Raw genomic sequence first — 25,888 nt, 5'->3', positions numbered from 1 at the left:
GACCTATCCCAGCTTGATGTTGTCAGTGCCGACAAATTTGTCAAACAACCAGTAAAGTACCAAAATCAGGATCAGCAAAAGCGATCCGAGCGCTGCTGCAAGTTCCCAATTGTTGGATTGCTGCATATGGAAAGCGATGATGTTTGAAATCATCTGCCCGTCGACGCCGCCGACCAAGGCGGGCGTGATGTAATACCCGACTGAAATGATGAAAACCAAAAGCGCACCCGCAGACAGGCCAGGTAAACTCATCGGGAGGTAGATTTTATACCAGGCACCAAGGGGGCGGCTGCCCATCGATATGGCGGCGCGCATAAAACTGTTGTCGATCCCGCGCATCACGGCATAAAGCGGCAAAACCATGAACGGCAACAGGATATGCGTCATCGCAATGATGGTCGCAAATTGGGTATAAAGCATCTCAATCGGTTGATCGGTAATTCCCAACGCAATGAGGGTCGAGTTAACCACACCGTTCGTTTGTAGCAGCGCGATCCAAGCCGTCGTGCGCACCAACAGCGATGTCCAAAACGGCAGCAGCACAAACACCATCAGAAAGTTCGCCAGCCCGCTGGACGCGTGCGCCATAAAGAACGCAAGCGGATAGCCCAACAAAATGGTCAGTATCGTAATGATAAGGGCCATTTTTAGGGTCTTGGTATACAGTTGTTTGTAAATCTGCGTGTCTCGTGGGGCAATTCCGCCGTCCGTGGTGCGTTCCATGTCGACTGCTGTCAGATAGTAGCTGGATGAATAAGTCGGCCCCGCATCGCGCACCGCACGCCATGTGGCGGGATCGGACCAGCGGTCGTTCGCCGCAAGTAACAACGTGGCGCCATTGGCTGAAAGATCTGAGTCTTCGACGCGACGTAAGGTGCGAGCAGTGGATTTAACGACGCTCGACATGCCGGGTAGGGCACGGTTGATTTCATCGGCCAGCTGACCGGACGTTCGTTCGTTCGCCATGCGTTTCATGTCAGTTGCGAATTGGATCAGAACGGTGTCGTCGGGCATCCCTTCGCCTGACCATTCTTCAAGTGCGGCCAATGTTTCAGGTACCAGATTTGCGACGGTTGGATTGTGGACGCTGCGGTACAGCATTGTCGTGATCGGGGCCACGAACGCAAACATAATGAACACCAGCAGGGGCACGACGAACAGGAACGCCTGCAGCCTGCGCTTGCGAACTTCGCGCGCCGCATTGCGGGCGTCGTCGGGGTCTAAGGTGTGGGATATACTGTTCATGTTATGCCTTATGTCATCCCCGCGCCGTAAAACAGCGCGGGGAAAATTGGCTTACTGCAGAAGCCATTCGTTGAACTTCTCACCAAGGCTTTCGCCGAAGTCAGCCCAGAAGATGCCGTCAGCCTTGAGACCTACATCGAGGTGCGCTGTCGGTAGGTTTTCCTTTACCTCATCCGACAAAAGCGCCTGTGCGGAACGACGGGTCGGACCATAGGCCACGTCCTGCATACCAGACAATGGCACTGTGCGGGTCGCGGACTGGATGAACTGCATCGCCAGATCCAGGTTTTCGGTGCCGCGCATGATCGCCCAGACATCAAGATCGTACACATGGCTGTCCCAGACGATTTCGAACGGTGCGCCATCTTCTTCGATGACTGCAAAGATACGACCGTTGGCAGATTGCACCATGGCCGCACCACCATCGTTCAACAAAACGGGGGCCTGTGACCAGCTATCATACCAAACAATATCGTCCTTGATCGTGTCGAGCTTGGCAAACGCACGCGCCTGACCTTCTTCTGTCGCGAGCAGTTCGTAGACGTCTTCGCGGGCGACGCCATCAGCGATCAGCGCCCATTCCATGTTCACCTGTGGACGCTTGCGCAGGCCACGGTTGCCGGGGAATGCTTCGACGTCAAAGAATTCGGCCATGGTCGTTGGGCCGGGGCCGTTGTCGGTGTTGGTCGCGAAAACAACGGACCACACGATGTTGCCGACGCCACATTCGTTGGCAAGCGCGTCGGGAATGAAATCATCCGCAGCCGCGACACCGTCGTCGCCGGCTGGCAGGACGCTGTGGTCAAGGATTTCAAGGTAGCCTTCGGCACAGGCACGTTCGAGGTCGATGACCTCAATATCGACCACGTCCCACAGGATATTGCCGGCTTCGAATTGCGCCTTCATTTCAGCGATGCCGCCGCCGTAGTCTTCGAACAACACGTTCACGCCAGTTTCGGCCATGAACGGATCAATCATATGCTCTTGTTGGGCGGCACCATACGCGCCGCCGAACGATGTGACAGTCAGGTCTTGTGCCATCAGTGGGCCGGCAGTCAGCGCCAAGGTGGCAAGTAACGTCAGATGTTTCTTCATCGGTTTCTCCTTATCGTGTCCGGGCATTTTGTTGGGCCCCAGTTTACCCATTGGCCGCCTATTCCTTTGGAAAGGCGATGCAATCTTTGGCCAGCGACAAAAGCTGGGCTATCGCGCCGTCGTCGAATTCCGGCGCGGAAAGGTCGTTCAAAACCTTGACGATGATGTCGGTCCCGTCAGGCAGTTTGAAATAATAGCGGATGAAATCGCCTACGTAGATTCGCGTGTTAAACATCACGGTCAGGGCGTTGTCATGGGCATGCGTGGTCGGATGGATGAACAGCTTTTCGGGCCGGATCGACACCTTGCATGCACCACCAGTCGTTAAGCCCGCAGCAATCTGCGTCATGATCGTACCTGAATCGGTCTTCACCTGCGCTGTGTCGCCTTGAATGTCCACGATTGTGCCGGACACAAAATTATTTTCGCCGATGAAATCCGCGACAAAGGCATTTACGGGACGTTCATAAAGTTCGGCAGGAGGCGCGCATTGTTGCACGACTCCGTCGTTGAACACCGCGATCCGATCCGACATCGACAACGCCTCGGTTTGATCGTGGGTGACGTAGATAACCGTAAACCCAAGCTGTTTGTGCAGGCGCGTAATTTCAAACTGCATCTGTTCACGAAGGTTTTTGTCCAGTGCGCCGAGGGGTTCGTCCATCAAGATCAACGTGGGTTCGAATATCATCGCGCGCGCCAAGGCCACGCGCTGTTTTTGTCCACCCGATAGCTGTCCGGGGCGGCGGTCGCCGAAGTCCGATAGTTCTACCAGTTTAAGATATTCCGCCACGCGGTCTTTTATTTCGGCCTTTGGCAATTTTCGCACCGTAAGCGGATAGGCCAGATTCTCGGCGACTGTCATGTGCGGAAATAAGGCGTAGTTTTGAAAGACCATCCCGATATTGCGCTTGTTCGGGGCTGTCTTGTTAATCGACTTGCCCGCGATCGCAATATCGCCAGACGTGACGCTTTCAAATCCAGCGAGCATCATCAAAACAGTGGTTTTGCCAGATCCGGACGGTCCAAGTAGGGTAATAAATTCACCCTTTTGGACGTCAATATCGAACCCTTTGACCACAAGGGATTTCTGGTCATAGCTTTTCTTGACGTTGTCAAAACGCAGAAAAGTATCCGGTCCAATTTCGTTCATTTTGCTAAATCACCCCAAGACAATATTTGAAGTTAAGCAGGTGTCGCCCAATTTGACAACAACGTAGCGTTACAGCCGTGATTGAAGGGGTGGACGTTTTGGCCCGCAAGGCTTTGCCTCGCAAAACGGTCTTAGTCCATGCTTCCCCTTATCCATGAAGGACACATCCTCCGGTCATGATGTGTGGGATGCCGAGCGTGGTGAAGCTGGTAAATATGGCAGCGCGGATTTGGATATCCGCGATTTGTCGATCTCCTGATCTCGGCGATCCGGTAGGGCAAATCAGGCAGCATGGGCCTATCCTCTGCCCAATAGTGCATGTTTAGATGCATGAGAGGGGGCAATGCTGCTGGTGGTCATTTCAATCGCCTATATCTCAAGTAATTCCTAGGTAATCCTCATCTCGGCGAATGTGCCATTTGCCTGATCCGCGGCCTGTCTCATCGGCAGCAGAATCGGATTTTTGAATTGCTCCAGGGTGACATTATCGCTTTGCGCTTCCACTCTCAGCTTTGCATCCGCGAGCCTACGTAAGATTTGTCTTCAACTGTTTTGATCACTTATCAGGATGTGGCTCTCTAGTCTTCTACGGGATTTGAGAGAGGGCCGTGGCACGCCTCTAAGTACCTGATTAATTTATAATAAATACCATAATTGTTGATGCCTTTTCACCCGTATAGTCTGACGGGTGGGCACGAATAATCGCTCTTTGGTGACGTACCGTTTGCCACACATATAGGCCTGTTTCAGTTTCTACTTGATTGAATGATTATTCAGTATAGGATATTTAGAAACGTCTTTGGGGCAAGTAAAGATCGCCCAATGACGCAGGGGATGTCTGAGTGACTGATGACAAAGAAATTGCGATGTGCAGGCAGCTTTCTGATCAGACTCCCACTGCGCGTGATCCGCTGAACACGGACCCCAAGGTTCGGTTCCTCTTTCGCTATGAGCATTTTGAGGATGAGGCCAGCACAGTCAGCGTAAACGATGAGGGCGAGATTTCGACGTCGTGCTGGGGCGAAAAGGCATCGAAGCGCGGCGGGCGCGATATTGGCCGCCATACGTACGACAGAATGCTGAGACTAGGGCCATCTGAATCGCCTCCACCACCTGAGAAATCAAGAGTCTCTAACCCAAATCAACGAAACCAACCAAAGGAAATTAAACTATGCGGACTGTATTGAATTCAGCGACGATTGCACTTTTGTCGGGCCTGCCCGTAGTAGCTATTGCCCAAGAGTTGACCTTTTCTGCCAACATCGCACTGACGTCAGAATATATGTCGCAAGGGTTTGAGCTTTCAGATGGGCCCGCCTTGCAGATTTACGCCGAGGCTGCTTACGCAGGCTTTTACTTCGGTGCCTTCGGATCGAATCTATCGCCAGACCTTTCGGGCGCAGACTCCAGTGTCGATCTATACCTCGGCAAAGCCGGTGATATTGGCAAGTTCTATTATGATATTGGCGTCGCCTACTACTTCTATCAGAACGCCACATGGGCTGTGGACTATGAAGAATACTATGTAAGCGCAGGCTATGCAGTCACACCATCCCTGTACGCGACGGTCTATTACGGCAACGCGCCGCATTACGAACAACACGATATCGCGCTGACTGTCGATTACTACTCCAACATTGCGGGATTGGCAGTGTCTGCGACTTATGGCGATGTGCGCACGAATTACGGCGAATGGAACTACTGGTCCGTCGGCGGCAGCTATGAAGTCAGCGATGCGGTTTCAGTCGATCTGACGTATCATGGTGCGGACGATAATGGCGCAGGCGTGGGCGTGACCGATGGCATCCTCACCGCAACAGTGGCCTATGCGTTCTGATAAAAGATTGCAGATATAAATACCCGATACTCAAAACAGGAGACATTTAGATGAAAATTCTCACCCTATTTCCACCGGTGGCCTTTGCGGTATTCGCCATGTCCGCCCCCGCCATTGCAGCGACGTTGACGGGCCAGCAGTTTATGGACCTTCACGCGGGCAAATGCGTCTCTTACACTGGTCCATCGATTGGAACGCAGTGTTACGCCGCCGATGGCACAACCCAATATGACGATACCACCTACGGCACCGATACCGGAACATGGGAAGTACGCGGCAACGAAGTCTGCGAGAGGTTCGTCAATGACCCCGGGTTGGATTGTGGCCTGATCACGTCCATGGGGGGCGGCACGTATTCGGACGGCTCGTATACCTGGACGATCAATTAGATAGTTTGCAGGTGATGCAGGCAGGATCTGGAGTTTGATTTTCCGAATACCGAAACGTTCATTTTGGATGAAGTGATCATAAGCCGACGGGCTTGAAATTGAAACGCCTGTTCCTGACGCGCTTTCGTTTGGGCAGCACGTTTCATTTTCGTGTCGGCGCGGTTGGCAGTTTTCGAAGTCAAAACATAAGTGAAGGAGAGTCCATGTCTACAGGTCGCATTATTGTTCTTGGGGCAGGGGTTGCAGGCCTCGGGGCCGCGCGTGCGCTTACGGATGCAGGAACCGAAGTCACTGTTATTGAGGCGCGTGACTGGATCGGTGGGCGGTCGTGGACGAGTGACCTTTGGCCGGATCTGCCCGTAGATATGGGCTCAAGCTGGATCCATGGTGTCACAGGTAATCCGGTGACGGAATTGGCGGACAGGGTGGGTGCCGCGCGTTCGGCCACAAGTTACGATGGCATGGCAGGCTACGATGCGGCGGGCGGTACGTTTGATTTTGAGGACGTCGCGCGCGAGGCTGAGTGCATCGTCGAAGCGGCGCGGGACGCCGTTGATGATTTCGATGAGGACATGTCGCTTAAGGACGCAGTCGAACGCTCACCCCAGTGGGCCACTCTGTCACCGAAAAAGCGCCGGTTGATCCGGCTGGCGATCCATACGCGTATCGAACACGAATATTCAGGTGATTGGTCAAGAATGTCGGCGTGGTATTTCGATGATGCGGACGATTTTGAGGGTGGCGATGTTGTTCTGCCCGGGGGGTTTTCACAGCTGATGAACCACCTTGCAAAAGGCTTGGACATTCAACTGGGGGAGACAGTGCAACGGCTGGACCCTACGGAGGGTGGCGTCAAACTGGTGACATCCAAAGCCACCTATCTAGCCGACAAGATCATCGTGACACTGCCGTTGGGGGTTTTGAAATCCGGTGACATCACTTTTGGTGCGCCATTAAACAAGAAGCGGCAAAAGTCGATTGATCGCCTTGAGATGGGATTGCTCAACAAATGCTGGTTGCGTTTTGATCGCATCTTCTGGCCGGAAGACATCGACTGGATCGACTTTTTGGCCAATGGCGACGGGCACGAGCCGGGGATTTTTCCTGAATTTGCAAGTTTTAGTGGTGCGACAGGGGTTCCGCTGTTGGTCGGGTTTAACGCCGCCGCACCTGCCGAGACGTTGGAGACGCTTGACGATGCGGCCACGGCTGAGGCTGCGATGGTGTCGTTGCGGTCGATGTTTGGCAACAACATCCCCGACCCAATCAGCTATCAGGTTAGCCGCTGGCGGCAAGATCCTTTTGCGCAAGGGGCCTATTCGTTTCAGCCCGTCGGTACAAAAGCCAAAACGCGCCGCAATCTGTTTGGCAGTGACTGGGACAACCGGCTGATTTTTGCGGGCGAAGCCACATCACACGACCATCCGGGGACGGTTCACGGCGCGCTGATGACCGCTCGCGCTGCTGCTGCATTGATTTAGAATCTGGCGTTCATGATTTCACTTTTGACATGGTTGGGTCATACAGCGGCTTTAGGGAGGCAGTTGCGGAAACCTGTTCGCCAGCGATTTCAACATGCCAGATACCGTTTTCAACAATTTGCGCTGTAAGGGGTTTGTCCAACGTGACAAATCCTATTCCGACCGCACCCCCCAACGAGTGCCCGTATCCCCCGACCTGAAGGTAGCCAACGACGTCACCGTTCAGATAGATCATTTCGGCGCCATGCAGCAGCGATTCCGGGTCTTTAAGCAGAAATTGCAGCATCCGCGTTTTTGGCACGCCGCGGTCCTTGATCGCTGCCAGTGCATCGCGGCCGATGAATCCATTCGGTTTGTCCAGCTTTACTGCAAAGCCCAGCCCCGCCTCTATTGGGTTGTCGGTATTGTCGACATCCAACCCAAAGTCGCGGTAGGCCTTTTCCAAGCGCAGCGAATTCAGTGTCTGCATACCGGCATTTCGCAAACCAAAATCGCGGCCCGAATCCACAATTAGATCGTAGACCTGCGCCGCTTGGGTCGCGGGCACATGTAATTCCCAGCCTAATTCACCTACAAACGTCACGCGGTAGGCCCATACGACACTGTAGCCCACGTCGATTTCTTGCGCTGACATGAACGGGAACGCGTCGTTGGACATATCGGCAGTAGTTAGCTTTTCCATCAGCATGCGCGCCTTGGGGCCATGTACGTTGATCTGCGTGATGCCGGCGGTTGCGTCAAAAACAATGACCTGTTCATCGGCCCCGATCGTGCGGCGCAGGCGCATTTCGGTGTGTCCGTGCGAATTTTCACCAACAACGACCATGAACCGGTCCTGCGTCAGTCGCGTGACTGTCAGGTCAGCCTCAAACCCGCCGCGTTCATTGGTCCATGCAGTATAGACGACACGGCCCACCGCCACGTCCACGTCATTACAGCTTAACCGGTTCAAAACAGCACAGGCGTCACGCCCTTCGACCATGAATTTCGACATGGTCGACATATCCATGACGATGACGTCTTCGCGCGCAGCGCGGTGTTCTTGCGCGTGCCAGTCCCACCAATGTTCACGAAACCAGCTGTGGGTTTCGATTTTCGCCTGCTGCGGCGTTGGCGCGAACCAATCAGGCGTTTCCCAGCCACTGCTTTCGGTGAAATACGCCCCAGCATCAGCCAGCCGATCATGTAGAACCGACCGTTTTACGTTCCGTGCGGTTTTGGGGGGCTCGTTTGGATAGTGCTGGCCAAAGAGTTTGCCCAGAAGTTCCGGTGTGCGGTCACACCGATAGGCGCGTGTTGCTTCGCTGCGGGTAAAGCGGTTGACGTTAATCGCAGTGACATCGATGGGCGGCATCCCAGCGACGATCCAGTGCGCCAGTACCATACCGGTGCCCGCGCCGTTCAGGATGCCCAGTGAATTCATTCCGCAGGCAACAAAGCAATTGCGCAGTTCAGGCGTTTCGCCCACCAGCGGTGCCAGATCTGGTGTGAAACTTTCTGGCCCGCAGAAAAGTTTGCGCACGCCGACGTCCATCGCGGTGGGTACGCGGGAATAGGCACGTTCTAGATGGGGCCCGACCCGGTCCCAGTCGGGTTCAATTTCACCGAATGCAAAAGAGTCCGGGATACGGTCAAGGTTCCAGGCTGCCGCACCTGGCTCGAACAATCCCAGCATCAGCCCGCCGACTTCTTCGCGGTAGTAGGTATAAGTCGACGGGTCCTCTAGTACTGGCAGATTGCGGGGCAGGTCGGGGATGTTGTCGGTGATCAGGTAATAGTGTTCGGCTGCCTGTAGGGGGAGATTGATCCCCGCCGCAGCACCCAGTTGCCGCGACCACATACCGCCGCAGATGACGACGTTTTCGCAAGTAATCGTCTGGCCGTCGGATGTGCGCACGCCAGTGGCGGCGCCGTTTTTGGTCAGAATTTCAATGACGGTGACATTTTCAGTTATTCGCGCACCGCCCATACGCGCACCCTTGGCGAGCGACATTGTCAGATCGACAGGATTGGCGCGGCCATCTTCGGGTATGTAGAACCCCGCCTTGACGTCGCTTAGGTCCGCGATGGGGAATAATTCGGCTGTTTGTGTTGGCGAGATTTCATGTAGGTTGATCCCGTGATGGCGCATGAACGGCGCGATGCGACGCAATTCATGTACTCGTTCTTCGTTGCTGGCAATTTGCAGGTAGCCTACGTCGCGAAACCCTGTCGACAAACCGGTTTCAGCCTCCAGTTCTGCATAAAGTTTGCGGCCATGGGTGTAGATTTCACACTCCGCCTCGGATTTCAGGATACCCGCCACGACCAACCCGGCGGCATGCCATGTGGTGCCCGAGGTCAGCTTGTCACGTTCCAGCAGCAAGACGTCGGTGTGTCCCAGCTTGGTCAGATGATAGGCGGTATTACACCCGATTGAACCGCCGCCCACGATGACGGTTTGCACATGTGTCGGCAGGTCTTGTATCATTGGTATTCCTTCAACCGTCCAGATTGATCCAGATCGTCTTAAGTTCAGTATACTGTTCGTGCGCGTGGATGCCATTGTCGCGTCCGCCAAAACCCGACGCCTTGAAGCCGCCGAAGGGCGTTGAAATCTCACCCTCGGAATAGGCATTTACGCCAACTGTTCCAGCCTTGAGCTTGCGCGCGTAGCGGTGCGCCTTGGCGATGTCGCGGGTGTACAGCGTTGCGGCGAGGCCATAGGCGGTTGCGTTGGCCAGCTCAACCGCCTCATCGTCGCTGTTGGCTTTGGTGATGGCGACCACAGGACCAAAAATCTCTTCGTTAAAGATTTCCATGTCGCGCGTGACATCTGCAAAAACAGTGGGTTGAAAGAGTAGGCCTTTGCCGCGTTCACCGCCGTAGGCCACACGCGCGCCGGCGGCTTTGCCGCTTTGCACCAGCCCCGCCACCTTTTCCATATGTTCGTCGCTGATCAGCGGCCCGTTCTGTGTGTCAGGGTCAAGCGGATCGCCCATCTTCCAAGTCCCTGCCTGTTTCACCATGGCGCTGACCAGTTCATCGTAGCGGTCTTTGTGGACGATGATCCGGCTGTTTGCTGTACAATTTTCACCCATGTTCCAGAAAATCGCATTTGCTTGAATTTTTGCAATGGCATCAATGTCGCCCGCGTCCTGCAAAATGACCGCAGCACTCTTGCCACCCATCTCAAGGCAACATTCTTTCATGTTGCTTTGCGCGGCGTATTCCAAGAACCGCCGCCCCGTTGCGGTTGAGCCGGTGAAGGTCAGCGCGTCCACATCCATATGCCGACCCAGCGGTTCACCCACAACGGGGCCCATGCCGGTGATGACATTCAGCACGCCGGGCGGTACCCCTGCCGCAAGCGCAAGTTCGGCAATGCGAATGGCCGTCAAGCTGGTCTGTTCAGCAGGTTTCACGATCACAGAATTTCCAGTTGCCAGCGCTGGGCCGATTTTCCACGCCATCATCATCAGTGGAAAATTCCACGGCAGTACAGCGGCGACGACGCCAATGGGTTCGCGCACGATGAGGCCGATAGCATCCGGCGCAGACGGGGCGATCTGGTCATAAATCTTGTCCTGCGCTTCGGCGTGCCAGCGGATGCAAGCGGCGGTTTCGGGCACGTCGATGGCGGCGCAATCAGCGATGGGTTTTCCAGCATCCAGCGTTTCCATGACCGCCAGTTCATCGGTATTGGCATCGATAAGATCAGCCAGTTTGCACAGAATAGCTTTGCGCGCTGAGGGGTGCTGGGCCGACCAGTCACCAGCCTCAAATACGCGCCGCGCCGACGCCACGGCAACGTCCACATCGACGGATGCACAGAAAGGCAGGGTGGCCAGAAGGTCGCCATTGGCGGGGTTTCGTGTCTCGAACACCGCGCCGCTGTGCGCGCGATACGGCTTGCCGTCGATAAAACACTGCGTTGGCATACCTAAAGAGGCGGCAATTTTCTTGTAATCCGTCATGGTTCAATACCTTTTTGTCAATTCAAAGAACGTCGGCCAGCAGGGTTCTGGCGACTCGTTCACCGCTCATGTAGGCGCCGCTGACCAACTGCATGTGGCTACCGCCGACCGCTTCGCCCGCAAAGAATACTTGGTTTCCGAAGGGGGCGGCCAACACGTCGCGGGCATCCGCGTGGCCGGGTTTAGCCGCCGCGTATGCCCCCAGTGTGTTCGGGTTTTCGGCCCAATCGCTCATGTGGCCCTTGATGAACGCCTTGCGCGCATCGCTGCCGACCATTTTGACGACTTCGCCCAAGGCAAAATCAATCGCGGCGTTGGGGCCTTGGGCAGAAAGCTCCCATCCGAAACGTCCGCCGATATTGCCCATCATGTAGTTGTAGCCATGCGGCCAAGTGACAAAAAAGCATGCGGGGGTGGCAATCGTATCATCAACGTCATAGGCCAGCCATTCGTTGGGGTTGAACCCCAGTCGCGTATCATCAAATTGCAGCCCAACCTTGACCAGCAGACCCATGGGTAGGTTGCCGATGGCATCCTGTGTCGTTTGTGGCAGGGTAGGGCTGAAGCCAATTTTGCCCGCCTGCAAAACGCCGGTTGAGACCGTGACGATGCAGGCTTTGGCGGAAATTGTGCCGTCGGGTGTCTGCACGCGCACACCGCTCCCGCGCCAGTCAATATGTGTTGCAGGCGTGTTCAGTCTGATCGGGACGCCATCTGCGAGTGTTGCTACAACGCTGCCCAACCCTTCGGCCACCAAAAAACTGCCGCTGGCACCGGTGCCGCGATACCAGTCACCGGTGGACAACTGGTCCATGTCGACGCCGTAATCCATCGCGCCCGTCCAGGCATGGGTCGTCCCACCGAATGCCATGCCGTGGGGCACAACGGTGGATGCAGCAAGATCTTGCCCACTGGAGGAACCACCGTCCATACCTGCTGCCATTGCAGCCCAAGCGCTATTGTACTGCTGGATTTCTGCGCCCGACGCCCGCCTGTCGCCAACGAACAACGCGCTGTCCGCCGATGCGTGGTCCAGTAACGTAAAGCCGTTTTCTGCGGCTATTTGTTTGAACGGGTTTTGGCTTGCGGCGGAAATCCACGCGGCCCCATGGTCATAGGGCAGGCCGAAAGTACTGCTTTCGGTGAAGGCGCGCCCGCCGGGGCGCGCTGCAGATTCCAGCACAACCACGGTTTTGCTGGCAGCCATAAGCGTGCGTGCCGCCGACATGCCGGCAGCGCCTGCCCCGATGATAACCACGTCGGGGTTGGCTGGTAGGTTTTGTGCCAGAACGGGTGCCGCCGGCAAAGCCAGCAAGCCAGACATTACGTGGCGACGCGTAAATCGATTGCTGGAGATTGTCATATTTCTCGTCTTTCTCGATTAAAAAATCCCAAATTACACGTGACCCACCGTGCAATAATATCTTGCTTAACTCATGACTTGACTCATCGCAAATTACAAGCCATTGATTGAATGGACGTTCAATAAGGTTCCTGACGCGCACCCAAACGCACGCAAGAATATTTTATAAGTCTTTGTTTATCAGGCATTTTTATAAATGTGGGCGCATATTGGGGCGCGCAATGGGAGTTTACAAAGCATGGATGTACTTGATCAACTTGGCGCACTGCGCGAAGGAACGATGAGCCGCCGAGCCTTCAATAAATCGCTAATGTCCGTAGGCCTTGTCACCGTCGCGATGCCGCTACTTCCAAGCCGATCACGTGCCGCGGCCGAGGATCATGCGACCTATTTTACATGGGGCGGTTTCGATATCCCCGACTACTTTGAGGAATACGTTGAAAAGCATGGCGAATTGCCAAACTTTTCGACGTACGGATCGGTAGAGGAGGCGATCAACAAGCTGAGTTCCGGTTTTGTGGCTGATATTGCCCATCCCTGCATGACAGATGTTCCGCGCTGGGCCAGCACCGGTCTGTTCCAACCAGTAGATACATCGCGCCTGTCGAATTGGGGTGATGTGATACCCGATCTTTATGATCTGCCATTTAATATGCAAGACGGTAAGCCTTGGCTTGTACCATTCGAGTGGGGCCAGACGTCTGTCGCGTATCGTACCGACCTTTTCGAACTGGAGGGAGAGGAAAGCTGGGATATGCTGTGGGATCCGCGCTATGCTGGGAAACTGGGCAGTCTGGGTGCTGGCGGTGACGTGTGGTGGTGTGCTGCGATCAAGGCGGGTGTGGCGTTTGATGAAATTCATACCGATGCGGCGTTCGAGAGAATTTCGGCCGTCCTGCGCGAACAGCGTCCTCTCATTCGCATGTACACCGACGACACCACATCGCTGGATACCGCGCTTGCGGCAGGCGAAATCGTCGCGTCGATGGCTTGGAATTCATCCGTGGTGACGTTGCAGGCACAGGATGTGCCGATTGCCTTCGCGCAGCCCAAGGAAGGTGCGTTGACGTGGGTGTGTGGGATGATGCTGCACGCGGAGGCTCCGAAGCTCGACAGTGCCTACGATGTGCTGGATTCGCTGATCAGCGAGTCCGCAGCCGTTTTTAATATGCGCTATTACGGCTATGGCGGCGTGAACCGCAAAGCGTTCGACAGTTTCTCTGACGACGAGCTCAAGAATCTTGGTCTTGCACGCAATCCTGCCGACGTGCTTGACGCTGGGCATTTCGGCACTCCGCAGACGGCGGAGTGGGACAGACGAATGACCGAGACCTGGGAAAAAATCAAGCTGGGGTTCTAGATAGTGCGATCACTTGAAATCTGCATTGCGGTGCGCAAATGACGAGCCTTGCGCGGCGAAATGACCCCGGAGCGGGTCCGATTGTCGGGTTTGTCGGGGCGGTGGCGCGCGTGCTCCACCGCAGAACCGTATTGCGCGGCTACCTTTTGTTGTCACCCGCCCTGATGTTGATGTTGGTGGCAATTTCTGTGCCGCTGATAACGATGTTTACGATGAGCCTGTGGTCGGTATCGGGTTACGACGTCGATACCACCCTTTCAGCGGGCAATTACATCAAGATGACCCAAGAGCCGATTTACCGCGTGCTGATCTTTCGGTCGCTGACGGTGGCAACATATGCCACAGTTTTCACGATCATCGTTTGTTATCCGATGGCGTATTACGTGGCTTTTTGCGTCAAACGCAACAAGGTGATGTGGATGATCATCATGACGCTGCCGTTCTGGACCAGCTATCTTTTGCGGGTCTTTGCCTGGAAAGTTGTGCTGGGCCACGAGGGTGTCCTGAACACCGCGCTTATGTGGGTCGGGATTATTGATGAACCTATCTCGGCGCTGCTTTACAGTCAAACAGCCGTGACGTTGGTTCTGGCTCATTCTTGGGCGGCCTTTGCAATCCTGCCGATATATCTAAGCCTCGAAAAGATCGACAAATCCTATCTAGAGGCGGCAGCGGATCTGGGTGACAGCCCAGCTCGGCGGTTCTGGCGGATCACCTTTCCGCTATCGCTGCCCGGCGTTCTTGCCGGATTTTTCATGATGTTCATTCCAACAGTTGGCGACTACATCACGCCGCTGATGGTCGGTGGGCCCGATGGCATGATGGTCGGAAACCTGATTCAGGCCAATTTCGGTGCAATGAATAATTGGCCCGCTGGTGCCGCATTGTCGGTTGTGATGATCTTTGCCATCGCTATGGCTGGATTGGTGTTCTTTGGCCTTAGTCGACTGATCCGGAGGTGACGGCATGAGAAAATTATTTAGGGACAATAATTATTTACTGACGCTCTATGCGATCATCTTTGCGATCTTCTTGTATCTGCCGATCATTTTCATTCCGATCTTTTCGTTTAATTCAGGTGTCTTTGTAAAATTCCCTCTCGAAGGGTTCACCTTAGATTGGTACAGGGATCTCTTCGACCGTCCAGCATTGCAGCGCGCTTTTTTCAACAGTGTCAAAGTCGGCATTTTTGTTTCGTTGCTGTCAACGCTTCTGGCCGTTCCGGCTGCGATGGCTATTGCGCGCTACCGGATGCCGGGCAAGAGACCCATCGTCGGGTTCATGATGCTGCCATTGGTGGTGCCTGGTATCATCTTTGGTGTCGCGCTACTGTCTCTGGCTAACCAGCTGGGCATGACGCTGTCGCTTAGTACGGTCACGGCGGGTCACATGGTGATCTGCCTTCCCTATGCCATTGCGGTGCTTCTGCCCCGTTTCGAAGGGTTCAACCGCTCGATCGAAGAAGCCTCGGCTGACCTTGGGGAAAACCCGTGGTGGACATTCTGGCGCGTGACGTTCCCAAACGTCCGCCCCGGCATTCTGGCTTGCCTGCTGATGACCTTTACGATCTCGTTCGATGAATTCTTTATGGCTTTTTTCCTAAGTGGCCCAGAGATTACGCTGCCGATGTATATTTGGGGCCAATTGCGGTTTCCGTCTGACTTCCCTTCGTTGCTGGCGTTGGCAACGCTCATCTTGGCGTTCAGTTTTTTGCTGATCTTTGCGAGCCTTAAACTGGGCCAAATCGGTGCAACGCCTACGGGCCTGCAATCCAAGGACCTCAAATGATCTCAATCCAGAATGTTAGCAAATCTTTTGGTCGGGTTAAGGCGATACGCGATGTTTCACTGGAGATAGGGCAGGGCGAGTTCTTTTCGTTACTTGGCGCGTCTGGGTCTGGCAAATCGACGTTGCTGCGGATGATTGCTGGCTTTGAGGGTCTGACGAAAGGCGAAATTGTCATCGATGGCCAGAAAATGAGAGATGTCGCTCCCCATCACCGCCCCATCAATATGGTGTTTCAGAACTATGCCATTTTTCCACATTTGAATGTACGAGACAACATTGCGTATGGATTGCGCCGTCTGAAGAAGTCGCGCGCAGAGATGGACAGAATGGTCGATGAGATGCTCGATCAGATTGCCTTGCCGGGCTATGGCACGCGGCGTTCCAACGAGTTGTCGGGGGGGCAGCTGCAGCGTGTCGCGCTGGCGCGCGCTTTGATCCTCAAGCCTAAAGTGCTGTTGCTGGATGAACCGCTGGGGGCGTTGGACAAACAGTTGCGCGAACAAATGCAACTGGAACTGCGCGATTTGCAACGCTCGGTTGGCATTACGTTTGTCTTTGTGACCCATGATCAGGAAGAAGCGCTGACTCTGTCGGACCGTATCGCGGTGATGGCGGATGGACGGGTCTTACAAGTGGACACGCCAGAGGGACTTTATGAAGCGCCATCAACCCGCAAGGTCGCCAGCTTTATCGGCAATATGAATTTTTTTGACGCGACGCTGCATCTGAATGGAACGTCCGGCGCGATAGTGGACGCGGAAGGTTTGGGCAAGCTGAGCCTTGCGCGGGATAAAGCCCAACAACCGGATGGAACGAAGGTGCAAATTGCAATCCGGCCCGAAAAAATCCGGCTGACCAGCGCAAAACCAAAGAATGGGCCCCATGTTCGCGGGCAAATGCAGTCGGCGGCTTATCTGGGTGAGCGGAGCCATTATTTTGTGCGTCTGGAAGGTCTGGATCGGCCCATTGCGGTGTCTGCGCAGAACGCGCAACGGATGCGCGATGTGGAAAGTGGCGCGGGCGGTCAGGTCTGGTTGAGTTGGAACGAGGATGCGGTCGTTGTATTAACGGACTGAGCCTGAAATTAACGCTACTAGTAAAGAAAGTGAGCAAAAAATGGCCACTGAAGCAGACAAACAAAAAAGCGAAAAGACGCCTCGGACGCGTTCTAAACAGGAGCGAAAGCGGCAGCTGATCGACGCCACAATCACGTCCATTGCCAAATATGGCATCCCCGGCACCACAATGACAACGGTGACCAGTATTGCGGGTCTTTCATTGGGCTTGGTGAACTTTCACTTCGAAAGCAAACAGAAACTGTTTGAAGAAACCCTGCTGCATCTTGCATTGGAGGATCAGGAGATGTGGCGAAAGGCGATCGAGGGCAAGGGTCTAAGCGCCGAAGAGAAAATTCTTGCGATTGTGGATGCGCATTTTCACCCCAAGGTAGGCAGCCGCAAGAAACAGGCGGTCTGGTTTGCATTTTATGGTGACAGCACAAGCCGCGCGGCCTACCGCCGTATCGGTGGTGATATTGATGATGCGCGTTACGATTGCTTGCTGGCCCTTCTGAATGATCTAAAGAACAGCGGTGACTTTCCGCATGTGAACACGACGGATGTGGCCACGATAATGGAATCGCTGTTTGACGGTCTATCCCTCACGATGCTGATTTATCCTGGCGACACGACCCGTGATGACGCCAAGCGTCAGATGCGCAGTTATCTTGCCGCCACCTTTCCAAACCGTTTCACACCACCCGAGATTGCCACCTGAATTGGAGCGACGATGACCAGAAACCCCAACCACGATATTTTGTTTGAACCGCTCCAGATCGGGCCGGTCACAACAAAAAACAGGTTCTATCAGGTGCCGCACTGTACCGGCATGGGCTGGCAACGCCCGCGCACGCTGGCGCAAATGCGCAAGGTCAAGGCGATGGGTGGCTGGGGCGTGATCAATACTGAATATTGCTCGATCCATCCTGCATCCGACGACTCGCTGCATATCTCCGCGTCTCTTTGGGACGACAGTGATATTTCCGCCCATCAACTGATGACAGAGGGGGTGCACGAATATGGCGCGCTTGCGGGCGCGGAACTATGGTTTGGCGGTGTGCGGTCCGCCAACTTGTCGACGCGGTTAACAGCTATGGACGTGGCCAGCCTACCCAACAGTGTGGGCCACCCTTTTCAAACCCGCGCGATGGACAAGAACGACATTCGCGATCTGCGCCGCTGGCACCGAAAGGCTGCCCTGCGCGCGCGCGATGCGGGGTTCGACATCGTCTATGTCTATGCAACGCACGGCTACCTGCTGGCCAACTTCCTTGACCCGCGCGTCAATACTCGAAGCGATGAATACGGTGGATCGCTGGAAAACCGCACCCGTTTGGTACGTGAGCTGATCGAAGAAACCAAAGACGCGGTCGGCGACAGATGTGCTGTTGCTGTCCGCTTTGCAGCGGACGAATACGAAGAAGAAGACGGCAAGCCGGTACACGGCGAACGCCGCGAAATGCTGGCGCTTTTGGCCGAATACCCCGACTTGTGGGACATCAACATCGCGGATTATTCGCTTGAGATGGGCGTGTCACGTTTTACCAAAGAGGCCGCGCTGGAACCCTACATGGATTTCGTAAAATCCGTTACAACCAAACCCGTGGTTACAGTGGGCCGCTTTACGTCGCCCGATACGATGGCCAGCCAGATCAAACGCGGCGTGACCGATCTGATCGGGGCCGCGCGTCCGTCAATTGCCGATCCTTATCTGCCCAACAAGATCGATGAGGGCCGCAGCGATGACATCCGCGAATGTATCGGCTGTAACATTTGTTATTCCGGCGACAGCCTTGCGGTGCCGATCCGCTGTACACAGAACCCGACAATGGGGGAGGAATGGCGCAAGGGCTGGAACCCCGAAGTGATCCCGTCAAAAGGGTCCGACGCGACAGTGCTGGTGGTCGGCGCAGGCCCCGCCGGACTTGAGGCGGCACGGTCTTTGGGCAATCGAGGCTATCATGTGATGTTGGCGGAAGCGACTGATACCCTTGGTGGGCGCGTAACCCGCGAAGCCAACCTGCCAGGGATGAGCGAATACATCCGCGTGCGCGACTACCGCGAACAGCAACTTCTGGTGATGCCCAATGTTGAGATTTTCCGCGAAAGCCGCCTGACTGCACAGGATGTGTTCGACGTGGGTGCAGACCATGTGGCTCTCGCAACTGGTGCAACATGGCGAAGTGACCGATTTGATGGCGCGGCCTATGGCGCAATTGTGGAAGACGGCAGCGGCGTGCAGGTTTTGACGCCCGACGATATCATGGACGGCAAACTGCCGGATGGTCCGACGCTGCTATATGATTGCGATGGCTACTACATGGGCGGCGTGATCGCTGAAAAACTTCACCTTGCAGGGATCGACGTCACAATGGCGATGCCCAGCGACAATGTTTCGCCGTGGACCGCGATGACATCTGAACAATGGCGGGTGCGCACGCATCTTATGCGCTTGGGGATCAAACTGATCATGTCGCACAATCTGGAGCATTTCGACGGCGCACAGGCCATGCTTGAATGCGTTTATACTGAAACGCCCAAGGTGATCCCTGTGCAATCCGTGGTCATGGTCAGCCAACGACGGACCAATGACGATTTGTACGCGGGCCTTTTGGCCAAGGCGGATGGACAGGCCGAAAATTTGCCATTCAGTCTTAAACGCATCGGCGACTGTGAGGCGCCTGCGATCATTGCAGCGGCAGTTTTTGCAGGGCATCGCTATGCGCGTGAAATGGACAACCCGACAGATCCGGACCTACCGATGCCGCACGACAAAGTGGACGTGAGCCTTGTCAAACCCGCTCGCCAGCAGAAAGCCCTTGAACCGCAATTGGTGAAATGATGCCTGAGATGACCCCTTCACAAAAATACCTCGACACCCTCCTGCTGTATTACGAGGAAGAGATCATGGGTGAGGCCTATTTTCGGGCGGTGTCACGCCAGTATTCGGACCCGGACCGGACCTACAAGATGGAACTGATGGCGCGGGTCGAACGCCACGCGGCCAATGCGGTTTTACCGCTGTTGCAACGATACCGCCTGACCCCGAGGACAGACAAGGAATTGCACGATATCGGGCTTGAAGACATCAAGGATGAGGCGCCTGATTGGGATCGATTTATTGCAGATATGCAGGCGTCTTTTCCCGACTATATGCCGGAGTTTCGCGCGCTGGAAGAAATGGGCCCTGAAATGGACAAGTCGCGGCTGTCTTTCCTCACGAAGCATGAAGTGGCGGCTATCGAATTTCTTGAGCTGGAAGCCCGCAAGCGAGACAGTGTCGGAACGATGCTCGAATATTTGCGGGCCAGTCCGAGCGACCCCAAGCTGATATGAAAACGATGCTTATCACCTTTTTGGTGCTCGTGGTTTCATCTGCGGTCACCCTTATCAAGAATCCACCTGATGAGATCATAGAATAAAAGTGCACGAATTGTGGACACTTAAGCTTGGCGTTCTCATCTTCCAGCGATCTAAGGTGATGGGTCTCAGACACATTCATACCGCCGTACTTGGATTTAAACTTGTAAAACGACGTAAGACTAAGGCCATGCCTGCGGCACATCTCTACAGTTGGCATTCCAGCTTCCTGCTCCTTAATCATCCCCCTCTCGGGACATTGCTGCGCAATACCCTGCTGGACAATGAATAATCTGCGCCTCAGTAAAACGGCTCTTTCGCATTTGTTTGCTCCTTTGAAAGGTTGAGCAAATTCTGCATCAAAGTGAAGGAGGTTTCGGGGGGCAGGTCACTTTGCACCGCAGCTGTCGTGTTCGACTTCAATCGTCATTGGCCCCAGATAGGGTGGAAAGGCTGCTGAGATTGCGGCGGCCAAAAATATCAGGAAAGTTGGTGGCGTCACCTTGTTGCCTTGTGCGTTGAAAAACGACAGTGCCCGAAGGTAGATGGCAAGGCATGATCGTCCTGCGCATTAGGTGGCGGCAACATTGCGTTGCTAAAGACGAGCTGTTGTCCTGTGTCATAGCAGGCAGCGTTGAAGGACTCTGTTGCACAAATCGGCTGATCGACGGGGCTCCCCTTTCCCCAAGCGGATTCACCTCACGGCTTTTGTGACAGGAACGCCAAGCGCAGTGTAGCCATTCAAGACAGCTATACGCTCCTGAACCTCTGCGACCTGACGGTCAAAGTCCCGCGCCATGAGCCGCTGACCCAGCAATTTCAGGCAATGCATCTTTGTCTCGACGCGACTTCTGCGGTGATAACCACTCCAGTTCCGCCACAATGCCCGGCCCAGATACTTCGGGGCGCGGAGCGCATCGTTCCGGGCGATGGCGCCAGCGGTGCTTGGCTTCCATGGCTGGGCGTTTCTGCTCGGAGGGATGACCGCAGCCGCTCCACGGTCCGCGATAGCATCGTGGCATCTGCGCGTGTCGTATGCTCCGTCTGCAGTGACGCTGCCGATCTGTTGATCGCACGGGATCTGATTGAGTAGCTCGGGCAGCATCGGCGGGTCTCCGATGTTGCTGCCGGTGACCTCAACTGCTCGAACCTTCAACGTTTGCTCGTCGATCCCAAGATGGATCTTGCGCCAGACACGCCGTTTTTTTACCGCCATGCTTGCGTGCATTCCACTCACCTTCCCCCTCGACCTTGATCCCAGTGCTATCGATCAGGAGGTGTAATGGACCCTTTGAGCCGCGATACGGAATGTTGACCGCGAGCGTCTTTTGACGTCGGCAGATGGTGCTGAAGTCAGGCACTGCCCAGTCGAGCCCCGTCAAACGCAGCAGGCCTTCAACAAAGCCTGCCGTCTGGCGGAGGGCCATTCCGAACAGCACTTTCATGGTCAGGCAAGTCTGGATCGCGGTGTCGCTGAACGTCCGCGATCGGCCCCGCTTGCCGGAAGGTGTGGCGCCCCAAGTCATCTCAGGATCGAACCAGATCATCAGTGATCCGCGGCGCTTCAACGCCTCATTGTAGGCAGTCCAGTTCGTGGTCTTGTAGGTCGGCTCTGTGGGTTTGCTCATGCAAGTCAGCTACCACACTGGATTCAAAATATGAATCCCTCAACCGATTTGTGCAACAAAGCCCCTATGATGCCGTGGAAAAAGACGTGCTCTAGCGCGGCCTTTTTCTCTGGCATCGCCCCCTTTAGTTTCGCTGATCTCTGTGCTGATAAAACGTCATAAATGTGACGGATCCGAAGACTTGTTCTAAGTTCGGCGTGCTCCGACAACCATATTGGTGCGCGTTCAGTCGCAACGGTAGTGCACGGTCTATGGCGAGGTCGTCGCGTATCGCAGCAGCCTTCACGGCGGCTTTGTGCTGCCTTGCGACCTCTGCGCGTTTCTTGGTTCGTGCGTGAATGACGATTGACTGTGCCATACCACATTGTGGTTCACATGGGCGGAAAAGATCAGCTATATTATCGGTGCGCTTTATACATAAGGCTAAAAATACCTGCGCCGCAGGGCCTTGGATCTAGTCACGCAACTCATCCGCGCCGACGCCAAACATGGCGGCTTTCAGGGCCCAGCCCCGGTGACCGTCTGCGCGAAGGCGGCACCAATCAATGTGACATTCACCAAGGTCTGCAATGACGCCAAGTTCTAGCATGGCAACTTCGGTGGCATCAGCATCGGGCTGGCCGCGCAATACCAGTAAGTCGCGGTCGATGATCACGGTGCGATTGCCCGACAAAAGCGAATAATGCACCCAGCCGCCCATACCTTCGCGGTCCACAACTCGGCGCCAATGGCCGAATTCGCCCACCACGCGTAACGGCATGTCGCGGCGTTGGAACACCCAATCAATCCGGTGCGACAGGGACGGGCCACGACGCACATTGGCTTCGTTTGCTTTCAGGGAAACGTAGCGCGGCATTGGCAAATTTGTCACCGGCCCACGGTCACTTTGTACGGCCGTGATTGGCACGACTGCCTCGTATGCCGCCACGGAATGCGCCAAAGACCATGAGGTTGCCAAAGCGATCAACATCAAAACGGTTTTTACGCGTCCTGTTTTCATAAACTGCGTCCTCATCTGGCCCTGAATTATTATGGCGGTTCTTGTGCCGCCGGACCTTTGCAGTCACCTTGCCACGCAACAGCCCGTTCGGGCAAGCGAGGGGAGCATGATCATGCCAAGCAAACGCCTAAGTGTTACCGTCACGCGACGGTTGCCCGACGCAGTCGAAACGCGGATGCGCGAATTGTTCGACGTAACGTTGCGCATTGACGACACGCCGATGACGCCTGCAGACTTGGTGGCGGTGATGCAGACCTGCGATGTTCTGGTCCCGACCGTCACGGATGAGATTAACGCCAAGGTGATCGGGCAAGCGGGGGATCGTTTGAAATTGATCGCCAGTTACGGCGCTGGCGTCGATCATATCGACGTCCAAACCGCCCGTCAGCGCGGGATTTTGGTCTCTAACACCCCCGGAGTCGTCACAGAAGACACCGCTGACATGACGATCGCCTTGATTCTGGCCGTCACTCGCCGCATCCCCGAAGGTTTGGCGCTGATGCAATCAGGCGATTGGAATGGTTGGGCCCCCACAGCGATGATGGGCGGGCGCATCGCTGGCCGTAGGCTCGGTGTTCTTGGAATGGGACGCATTGGGCAGGCGGTTGCCAAACGTGCCCGCGCCTTTGGCATGCAAATCCACTATAACAACCGACGCCGCCTACGCCCTGAAATCGAAGACCAACTCGATGCGACATGGTGGGAAAGCCTTGATCAGATGGTCGCGCGGATGGACGTCATTTCGGTGAACTGCCCCCACACGCCCGCGACGTTCCATCTGATGAATGCGCGCCGCCTTAAGCTGATGAAAAAGGACGCCGTCATTGTGAACACCGCCCGTGGCGAAGTGATCGACGAAAACGCCCTGACCCGTATGCTCCGCTCCGGCGATATCGCGGGGGCTGGTTTAGACGTTTATGAAAACGGCACTGATGTGAACCCGCGTCTGCGCGAGCTTAAGAATGTTGTGCTGCTGCCGCATATGGGCTCAGCCACGCTCGAAGGACGTGTCGAAATGGGCGAAAAAGTCCTGCTCAACATAAAAACCTTCCAGGACGGCCATCGCCCGCCCGACCTGGTCGTACCTGCAATGTTGTAAGGGTCTGTGCAATGTCGCCTAATGGGGCCAGCTTTTGACGATTTTCCCTTCGCGGCGTTCGGTCTCCATCAGGTTGATATAATGCGTCATGGAATGGTCCTCTCCTGCGTTTGGTGACGCGGGATGCATGACTTCGGTGTTGCCCACACGGCGAAATCCGAATTGTTTTGGTGGCATCCGGCAGACGATATCATCGTTGCGCACGACGTTGAGCACCAGCCCCTCATGCTTGAGCCGCGACTTGCCGCGCCGTGGCATTGGCGATGCAAAACCGATCGCTGGGACACCGTAGATGCAGCCCAAAATTTGCGCCGCAGCTGCGCCCAGCGAATGGCCAATGATGTATGTCGGCCTAACGCTGCTAAGTGTGTTAGCAATGGTCGCCGCATAGCCCGCAAAACCGCGATGCCAAATCGCATTTCCGGCAGCCTTACCCATTTTATCCCAGGAAATTTTCTGCTTACCAGTTACCAAATTCGTCTTGCTGTAATCCACCAGTTCGTTGCTGCCCGGGATTACCAATGTGTTGTCGGTCAGCAGGAACGCCTGCACGTGACCTTCGTTGATAACCAGCCGAATGGACGGCAAATCTGCGCCTCCGTCATAGCTGTTTTCAACAAGCCGCGCGGCGTCCATCAAATCCATATTTCGCATCTGTCCACTCCTACCAGTTGCCGTAAAGTCAACTAGCTGGTGACATAAGTCGAGTGGGGTTTACCGCACCCTTGCTAAAATCTGGTGCTAAAATTTGGATTCGAACCAAAATGCCGCTCGCGTAATGTCAGATGCATTTTACTTGGCCTAAAGTGACCATGCCCAGCCGTGATTAACGCGCCATGCTCATGGCGGAAAACCGCATGAAATCATTCTCGGCGCGCGCACCAATCGGGTGTGGCGTATAAGTTTCAGCATCGTCAAAGTCCGAAAACAGCGTGTCGCTGCTTTCAAGACGTGATGTTATATTGGGCGGTTTGCATGCCCCTAGATGTTCGGTCCCGGCATCTGGTGGATCGGATTAACGATGAATCTTTCTGGTTCTGAAGTCCCTATCTTGCAGATGTATTCGTACGGCGTCAGGCCGTTGAGCGTCTTCAGCCTTCGAGCGAAATTGTAGGCCGCTATGAAGTCTGCGAGATGGGTGTGCAGCTGATCATTCTTGTCGTAGTGATGCCGCCTGACTGTTGCGTCCTTGATCGTGCGGTTCATCCGCTCAACCTGGCCATTGGTCCATGGATGGTTGGGCTTGGTCAGCCGGTGCTCAATCCTGTTGGCATCGCAGATCATGTCGAACCGCATAGGCCGTGAATATGGTGTGTTCCGGTTACGTGGTTGCTCACAAAATTGAATGCCCTTGTCCGTCAGAATTGTGTGGATCTTGTATGGCACCGCTTTCAGCACAGCCTCCAGGAACTCCCAGGCCGTCTTGCGATTTGCTTTTTCTACAAGCCGTGCCACGGCAAACTTGCTGGTTCGGTCCCTCTCGTGACATCGCTTTGCGATTCACTGCCGGGCAATGAATGGCAACAAAGAGATAAAGTTTTCCTTCGTTGGTGCGCAACTCTGCAATGTCGATATGAAAATATCCGATCGGATAGCGTTTGAACTTTTGTCGTTTCGGCTTGTCGCCCTCCATATCTGGCAGTCGGGATATCCCATGCCGTTGCAAACAACGATGCAGGGAAGATCGCGTCCCCCTCTCATTGCTTGCTCCGCAAGCAACTGCCGGGCAATGGATGTGGGATAGTTGGCTGCAAGGCATAAAGACAATCATCCAGCGGTAGGAGCGTATGACGTCGAAAAGAGACGATCATCGCCTCTTCACCCGCGCTGAGAACGGTCGAACTGGGGTCCGTGGGGCCAGTCTTGCGGTCTTCTACAGTTTTGCGCTTGCGCCATTTGGAGACCGTTTTGACATTTATACCAAGTTCTCGACTCAAAGCTGCGGTCGTAGCTTGCGATCGCTGTATTGTTGCTCTGATGGCGTGCGTAGTCGTGGCGCAGCCATGACGTATTTGTCCCATAATGCTTCCTTACATTCCAAAGAATAGATCGCACCATCAAACCATGGGATCAAAA

Annotated in this window: 20 protein-coding genes and 3 pseudogenes; 12 read left to right on the top strand and 11 right to left on the bottom strand. The window is 55.0% G+C overall.

Features of this window, described 5'->3' with window-relative positions; all coding sequences use genetic code 11:
- Positions 1-3: 3 nt before the first annotated feature.
- From OAN307_RS21650 to OAN307_RS21640, 3 genes are read right to left on the bottom strand one after another with little or no spacing between them, the layout of a single operon-like run.
- Positions 4-1,245: an ABC transporter permease gene (locus OAN307_RS21650; RefSeq protein ID WP_015501618.1), complete on the bottom strand. Its 1,242-nt coding sequence runs from the start codon at positions 1,243-1,245 to the stop codon at positions 4-6.
- 51 nt (positions 1,246-1,296) lie between these two features.
- The gene (locus OAN307_RS21645) at positions 1,297-2,340 is read right to left on the bottom strand and encodes an ABC transporter substrate-binding protein (RefSeq protein WP_044045076.1); all 1,044 of its coding nucleotides are present in this window, start codon (positions 2,338-2,340) and stop codon (positions 1,297-1,299) included.
- A gap of 58 nt (positions 2,341-2,398) precedes the next feature.
- Positions 2,399-3,493 carry an ABC transporter ATP-binding protein gene (locus OAN307_RS21640; RefSeq protein WP_015501616.1) on the bottom strand — a complete coding sequence of 365 codons (1,095 nt, stop codon included), beginning with the start codon at positions 3,491-3,493 and terminating at the stop codon, positions 2,399-2,401.
- Positions 3,494-4,335: 842 nt separating this feature from the next.
- On the opposite strand from OAN307_RS21640, the gene OAN307_RS29215 reads away from it, so the two are divergent.
- The 4 genes from OAN307_RS29215 to OAN307_RS21620 all read left to right on the top strand — a co-directional run bounded on the left by OAN307_RS29215 (position 4,336) and on the right by OAN307_RS21620 (position 7,200).
- Positions 4,336-4,680 carry a hypothetical protein gene (locus OAN307_RS29215; RefSeq protein ID WP_015501615.1) on the top strand — a complete coding sequence of 115 codons (345 nt, stop codon included), beginning with the start codon at positions 4,336-4,338 and terminating at the stop codon, positions 4,678-4,680.
- A complete protein-coding gene (locus OAN307_RS21630; RefSeq protein WP_015501614.1) occupies positions 4,665-5,330 on the top strand; it encodes a TorF family putative porin in 666 nt (221 codons plus the stop codon). The genes OAN307_RS29215 and OAN307_RS21630 overlap by 16 nt, the downstream gene beginning before the upstream one ends.
- A 50-nt stretch (positions 5,331-5,380) precedes the next feature.
- Entirely contained in the window at positions 5,381-5,719 is a 339-nt protein-coding gene (locus OAN307_RS21625; protein WP_015501613.1) for a hypothetical protein, read from the top strand.
- 203 nt (positions 5,720-5,922) lie between these two features.
- Positions 5,923-7,200 (top strand): flavin monoamine oxidase family protein, encoded by a 1,278-nt coding sequence (locus OAN307_RS21620; RefSeq protein ID WP_015501612.1) that lies wholly within the window; start codon positions 5,923-5,925, stop codon positions 7,198-7,200.
- A 10-nt stretch (positions 7,201-7,210) separates the two neighbouring features.
- Here the strand turns inward: OAN307_RS21620 and OAN307_RS21615 are convergent, their stop codons facing one another.
- From OAN307_RS21615 to OAN307_RS21605, 3 genes are read right to left on the bottom strand one after another with little or no spacing between them, the layout of a single operon-like run.
- On the bottom strand, positions 7,211-9,670 hold the full coding sequence (locus OAN307_RS21615) for a GcvT family protein (protein WP_015501611.1): 2,460 nt from the start codon (positions 9,668-9,670) through the stop codon (positions 7,211-7,213).
- A gap of 10 nt (positions 9,671-9,680) precedes the next feature.
- Positions 9,681-11,156, bottom strand: a complete 1,476-nt coding sequence (locus OAN307_RS21610) for an aldehyde dehydrogenase (RefSeq protein WP_015501610.1) — start codon at positions 11,154-11,156, stop codon at positions 9,681-9,683.
- Positions 11,157-11,178: 22 nt separating this feature from the next.
- Complete coding sequence (locus OAN307_RS21605; protein ID WP_015501609.1) at positions 11,179-12,519, bottom strand: flavin monoamine oxidase family protein; 1,341 nt, start codon at positions 12,517-12,519, stop codon at positions 11,179-11,181.
- 238 nt (positions 12,520-12,757) lie between these two features.
- On the opposite strand from OAN307_RS21605, the gene OAN307_RS21600 reads away from it, so the two are divergent.
- Genes OAN307_RS21600 through OAN307_RS28545 form a run of 7 tightly spaced genes read left to right on the top strand, consistent with a single transcriptional unit; the run spans position 12,758 to position 20,061 of the window.
- On the top strand, positions 12,758-13,879 hold the full coding sequence (locus tag OAN307_RS21600; protein WP_044045074.1) for an ABC transporter substrate-binding protein: 1,122 nt from the start codon (positions 12,758-12,760) through the stop codon (positions 13,877-13,879).
- Between the two features lie 38 nt (positions 13,880-13,917).
- Positions 13,918-14,841 carry an ABC transporter permease gene (locus OAN307_RS21595; protein ID WP_015501607.1) on the top strand — a complete coding sequence of 308 codons (924 nt, stop codon included), beginning with the start codon at positions 13,918-13,920 and terminating at the stop codon, positions 14,839-14,841.
- A 4-nt stretch (positions 14,842-14,845) separates the two neighbouring features.
- The gene (locus tag OAN307_RS21590; RefSeq protein ID WP_015501606.1) at positions 14,846-15,667 is read left to right on the top strand and encodes an ABC transporter permease; all 822 of its coding nucleotides are present in this window, start codon (positions 14,846-14,848) and stop codon (positions 15,665-15,667) included.
- On the top strand, positions 15,664-16,743 hold the full coding sequence (locus tag OAN307_RS21585; RefSeq protein WP_015501605.1) for an ABC transporter ATP-binding protein: 1,080 nt from the start codon (positions 15,664-15,666) through the stop codon (positions 16,741-16,743). Before OAN307_RS21590 ends, OAN307_RS21585 begins: the two co-directional genes overlap by 4 nt.
- Positions 16,744-16,783: 40 nt before the next feature.
- A complete protein-coding gene (locus OAN307_RS21580) occupies positions 16,784-17,443 on the top strand; it encodes a TetR/AcrR family transcriptional regulator (protein ID WP_015501604.1) in 660 nt (219 codons plus the stop codon).
- Positions 17,444-17,455: 12 nt separating this feature from the next.
- Positions 17,456-19,567 (top strand): oxidoreductase, encoded by a 2,112-nt coding sequence (locus tag OAN307_RS21575; protein WP_015501603.1) that lies wholly within the window; start codon positions 17,456-17,458, stop codon positions 19,565-19,567.
- A gap of 8 nt (positions 19,568-19,575) precedes the next feature.
- Entirely contained in the window at positions 19,576-20,061 is a 486-nt protein-coding gene (locus OAN307_RS28545) for a hypothetical protein (RefSeq protein WP_044045072.1), read from the top strand.
- A 106-nt stretch (positions 20,062-20,167) separates the two neighbouring features.
- Here the strand turns inward: OAN307_RS28545 and OAN307_RS28540 are convergent.
- From OAN307_RS28540 to OAN307_RS21555, 3 genes and pseudogenes are all read right to left on the bottom strand, one after another.
- Positions 20,168-20,408 (bottom strand): annotated as a pseudogene (locus OAN307_RS28540) (transposase); the annotation flags it as partial.
- Positions 20,409-20,779: 371 nt separating this feature from the next.
- A pseudogene (locus OAN307_RS21565) lies at positions 20,780-21,713 on the bottom strand (IS5 family transposase).
- Between the two features lie 454 nt (positions 21,714-22,167).
- A complete protein-coding gene (locus OAN307_RS21555; RefSeq protein WP_015501600.1) occupies positions 22,168-22,713 on the bottom strand; it encodes an SH3 domain-containing protein in 546 nt (181 codons plus the stop codon).
- A 112-nt stretch (positions 22,714-22,825) separates the two neighbouring features.
- On the opposite strand from OAN307_RS21555, the gene OAN307_RS21550 reads away from it, so the two are divergent.
- A complete protein-coding gene (locus tag OAN307_RS21550; RefSeq protein ID WP_015501599.1) occupies positions 22,826-23,812 on the top strand; it encodes a 2-hydroxyacid dehydrogenase in 987 nt (328 codons plus the stop codon).
- Positions 23,813-23,830: 18 nt separating this feature from the next.
- On the opposite strand, the gene OAN307_RS21545 is transcribed toward OAN307_RS21550, so the two are convergent.
- Both OAN307_RS21545 and OAN307_RS27215 read right to left on the bottom strand, forming a co-directional pair.
- Complete coding sequence (locus tag OAN307_RS21545) at positions 23,831-24,466, bottom strand: alpha/beta hydrolase family protein (RefSeq protein WP_015501598.1); 636 nt, start codon at positions 24,464-24,466, stop codon at positions 23,831-23,833.
- 327 nt (positions 24,467-24,793) lie between these two features.
- A pseudogene (locus OAN307_RS27215) lies at positions 24,794-25,833 on the bottom strand (IS481 family transposase).
- Between the last annotated feature and the right edge of the window lie 55 nt (positions 25,834-25,888).

Source organism: Octadecabacter antarcticus 307 (genome assembly GCF_000155675.2).
Taxonomy (GTDB): Bacteria; Pseudomonadota; Alphaproteobacteria; order Rhodobacterales; family Rhodobacteraceae; genus Octadecabacter; species Octadecabacter antarcticus.
The sequence above is the reverse complement of the archived record's forward strand: the minus strand, read 5'-3'. Positions and strand labels throughout refer to the sequence as shown.

Coding starts and splice junctions, on each gene's coding strand:
- OAN307_RS21610 (WP_015501610.1), bottom strand. CDS start 11,156: ATGACGGATTACAAGAAAATTGCCGCCTCTTTAGGTATGCCAACGCAG.
- OAN307_RS21595 (WP_015501607.1), top strand. CDS start 13,918: ATGACGAGCCTTGCGCGGCGAAATGACCCCGGAGCGGGTCCGATTGTC.
- OAN307_RS21585 (WP_015501605.1), top strand. CDS start 15,664: ATGATCTCAATCCAGAATGTTAGCAAATCTTTTGGTCGGGTTAAGGCG.
- OAN307_RS21650 (WP_015501618.1), bottom strand. CDS start 1,245: ATGAACAGTATATCCCACACCTTAGACCCCGACGACGCCCGCAATGCG.
- OAN307_RS21575 (WP_015501603.1), top strand. CDS start 17,456: ATGACCAGAAACCCCAACCACGATATTTTGTTTGAACCGCTCCAGATC.
- OAN307_RS21625 (WP_015501613.1), top strand. CDS start 5,381: ATGAAAATTCTCACCCTATTTCCACCGGTGGCCTTTGCGGTATTCGCC.
- OAN307_RS21555 (WP_015501600.1), bottom strand. CDS start 22,713: ATGAAAACAGGACGCGTAAAAACCGTTTTGATGTTGATCGCTTTGGCA.
- OAN307_RS21600 (WP_044045074.1), top strand. CDS start 12,758: ATGGATGTACTTGATCAACTTGGCGCACTGCGCGAAGGAACGATGAGC.
- OAN307_RS21640 (WP_015501616.1), bottom strand. CDS start 3,493: ATGAACGAAATTGGACCGGATACTTTTCTGCGTTTTGACAACGTCAAG.
- OAN307_RS21590 (WP_015501606.1), top strand. CDS start 14,846: ATGAGAAAATTATTTAGGGACAATAATTATTTACTGACGCTCTATGCG.
- OAN307_RS21605 (WP_015501609.1), bottom strand. CDS start 12,519: ATGACAATCTCCAGCAATCGATTTACGCGTCGCCACGTAATGTCTGGC.
- OAN307_RS21550 (WP_015501599.1), top strand. CDS start 22,826: ATGCCAAGCAAACGCCTAAGTGTTACCGTCACGCGACGGTTGCCCGAC.
- OAN307_RS21580 (WP_015501604.1), top strand. CDS start 16,784: ATGGCCACTGAAGCAGACAAACAAAAAAGCGAAAAGACGCCTCGGACG.
- OAN307_RS21615 (WP_015501611.1), bottom strand. CDS start 9,670: ATGATACAAGACCTGCCGACACATGTGCAAACCGTCATCGTGGGCGGC.
- OAN307_RS21645 (WP_044045076.1), bottom strand. CDS start 2,340: ATGAAGAAACATCTGACGTTACTTGCCACCTTGGCGCTGACTGCCGGC.
- OAN307_RS21545 (WP_015501598.1), bottom strand. CDS start 24,466: ATGCGAAATATGGATTTGATGGACGCCGCGCGGCTTGTTGAAAACAGC.
- OAN307_RS28545 (WP_044045072.1), top strand. CDS start 19,576: ATGACCCCTTCACAAAAATACCTCGACACCCTCCTGCTGTATTACGAG.
- OAN307_RS21620 (WP_015501612.1), top strand. CDS start 5,923: ATGTCTACAGGTCGCATTATTGTTCTTGGGGCAGGGGTTGCAGGCCTC.
- OAN307_RS21630 (WP_015501614.1), top strand. CDS start 4,665: ATGCGGACTGTATTGAATTCAGCGACGATTGCACTTTTGTCGGGCCTG.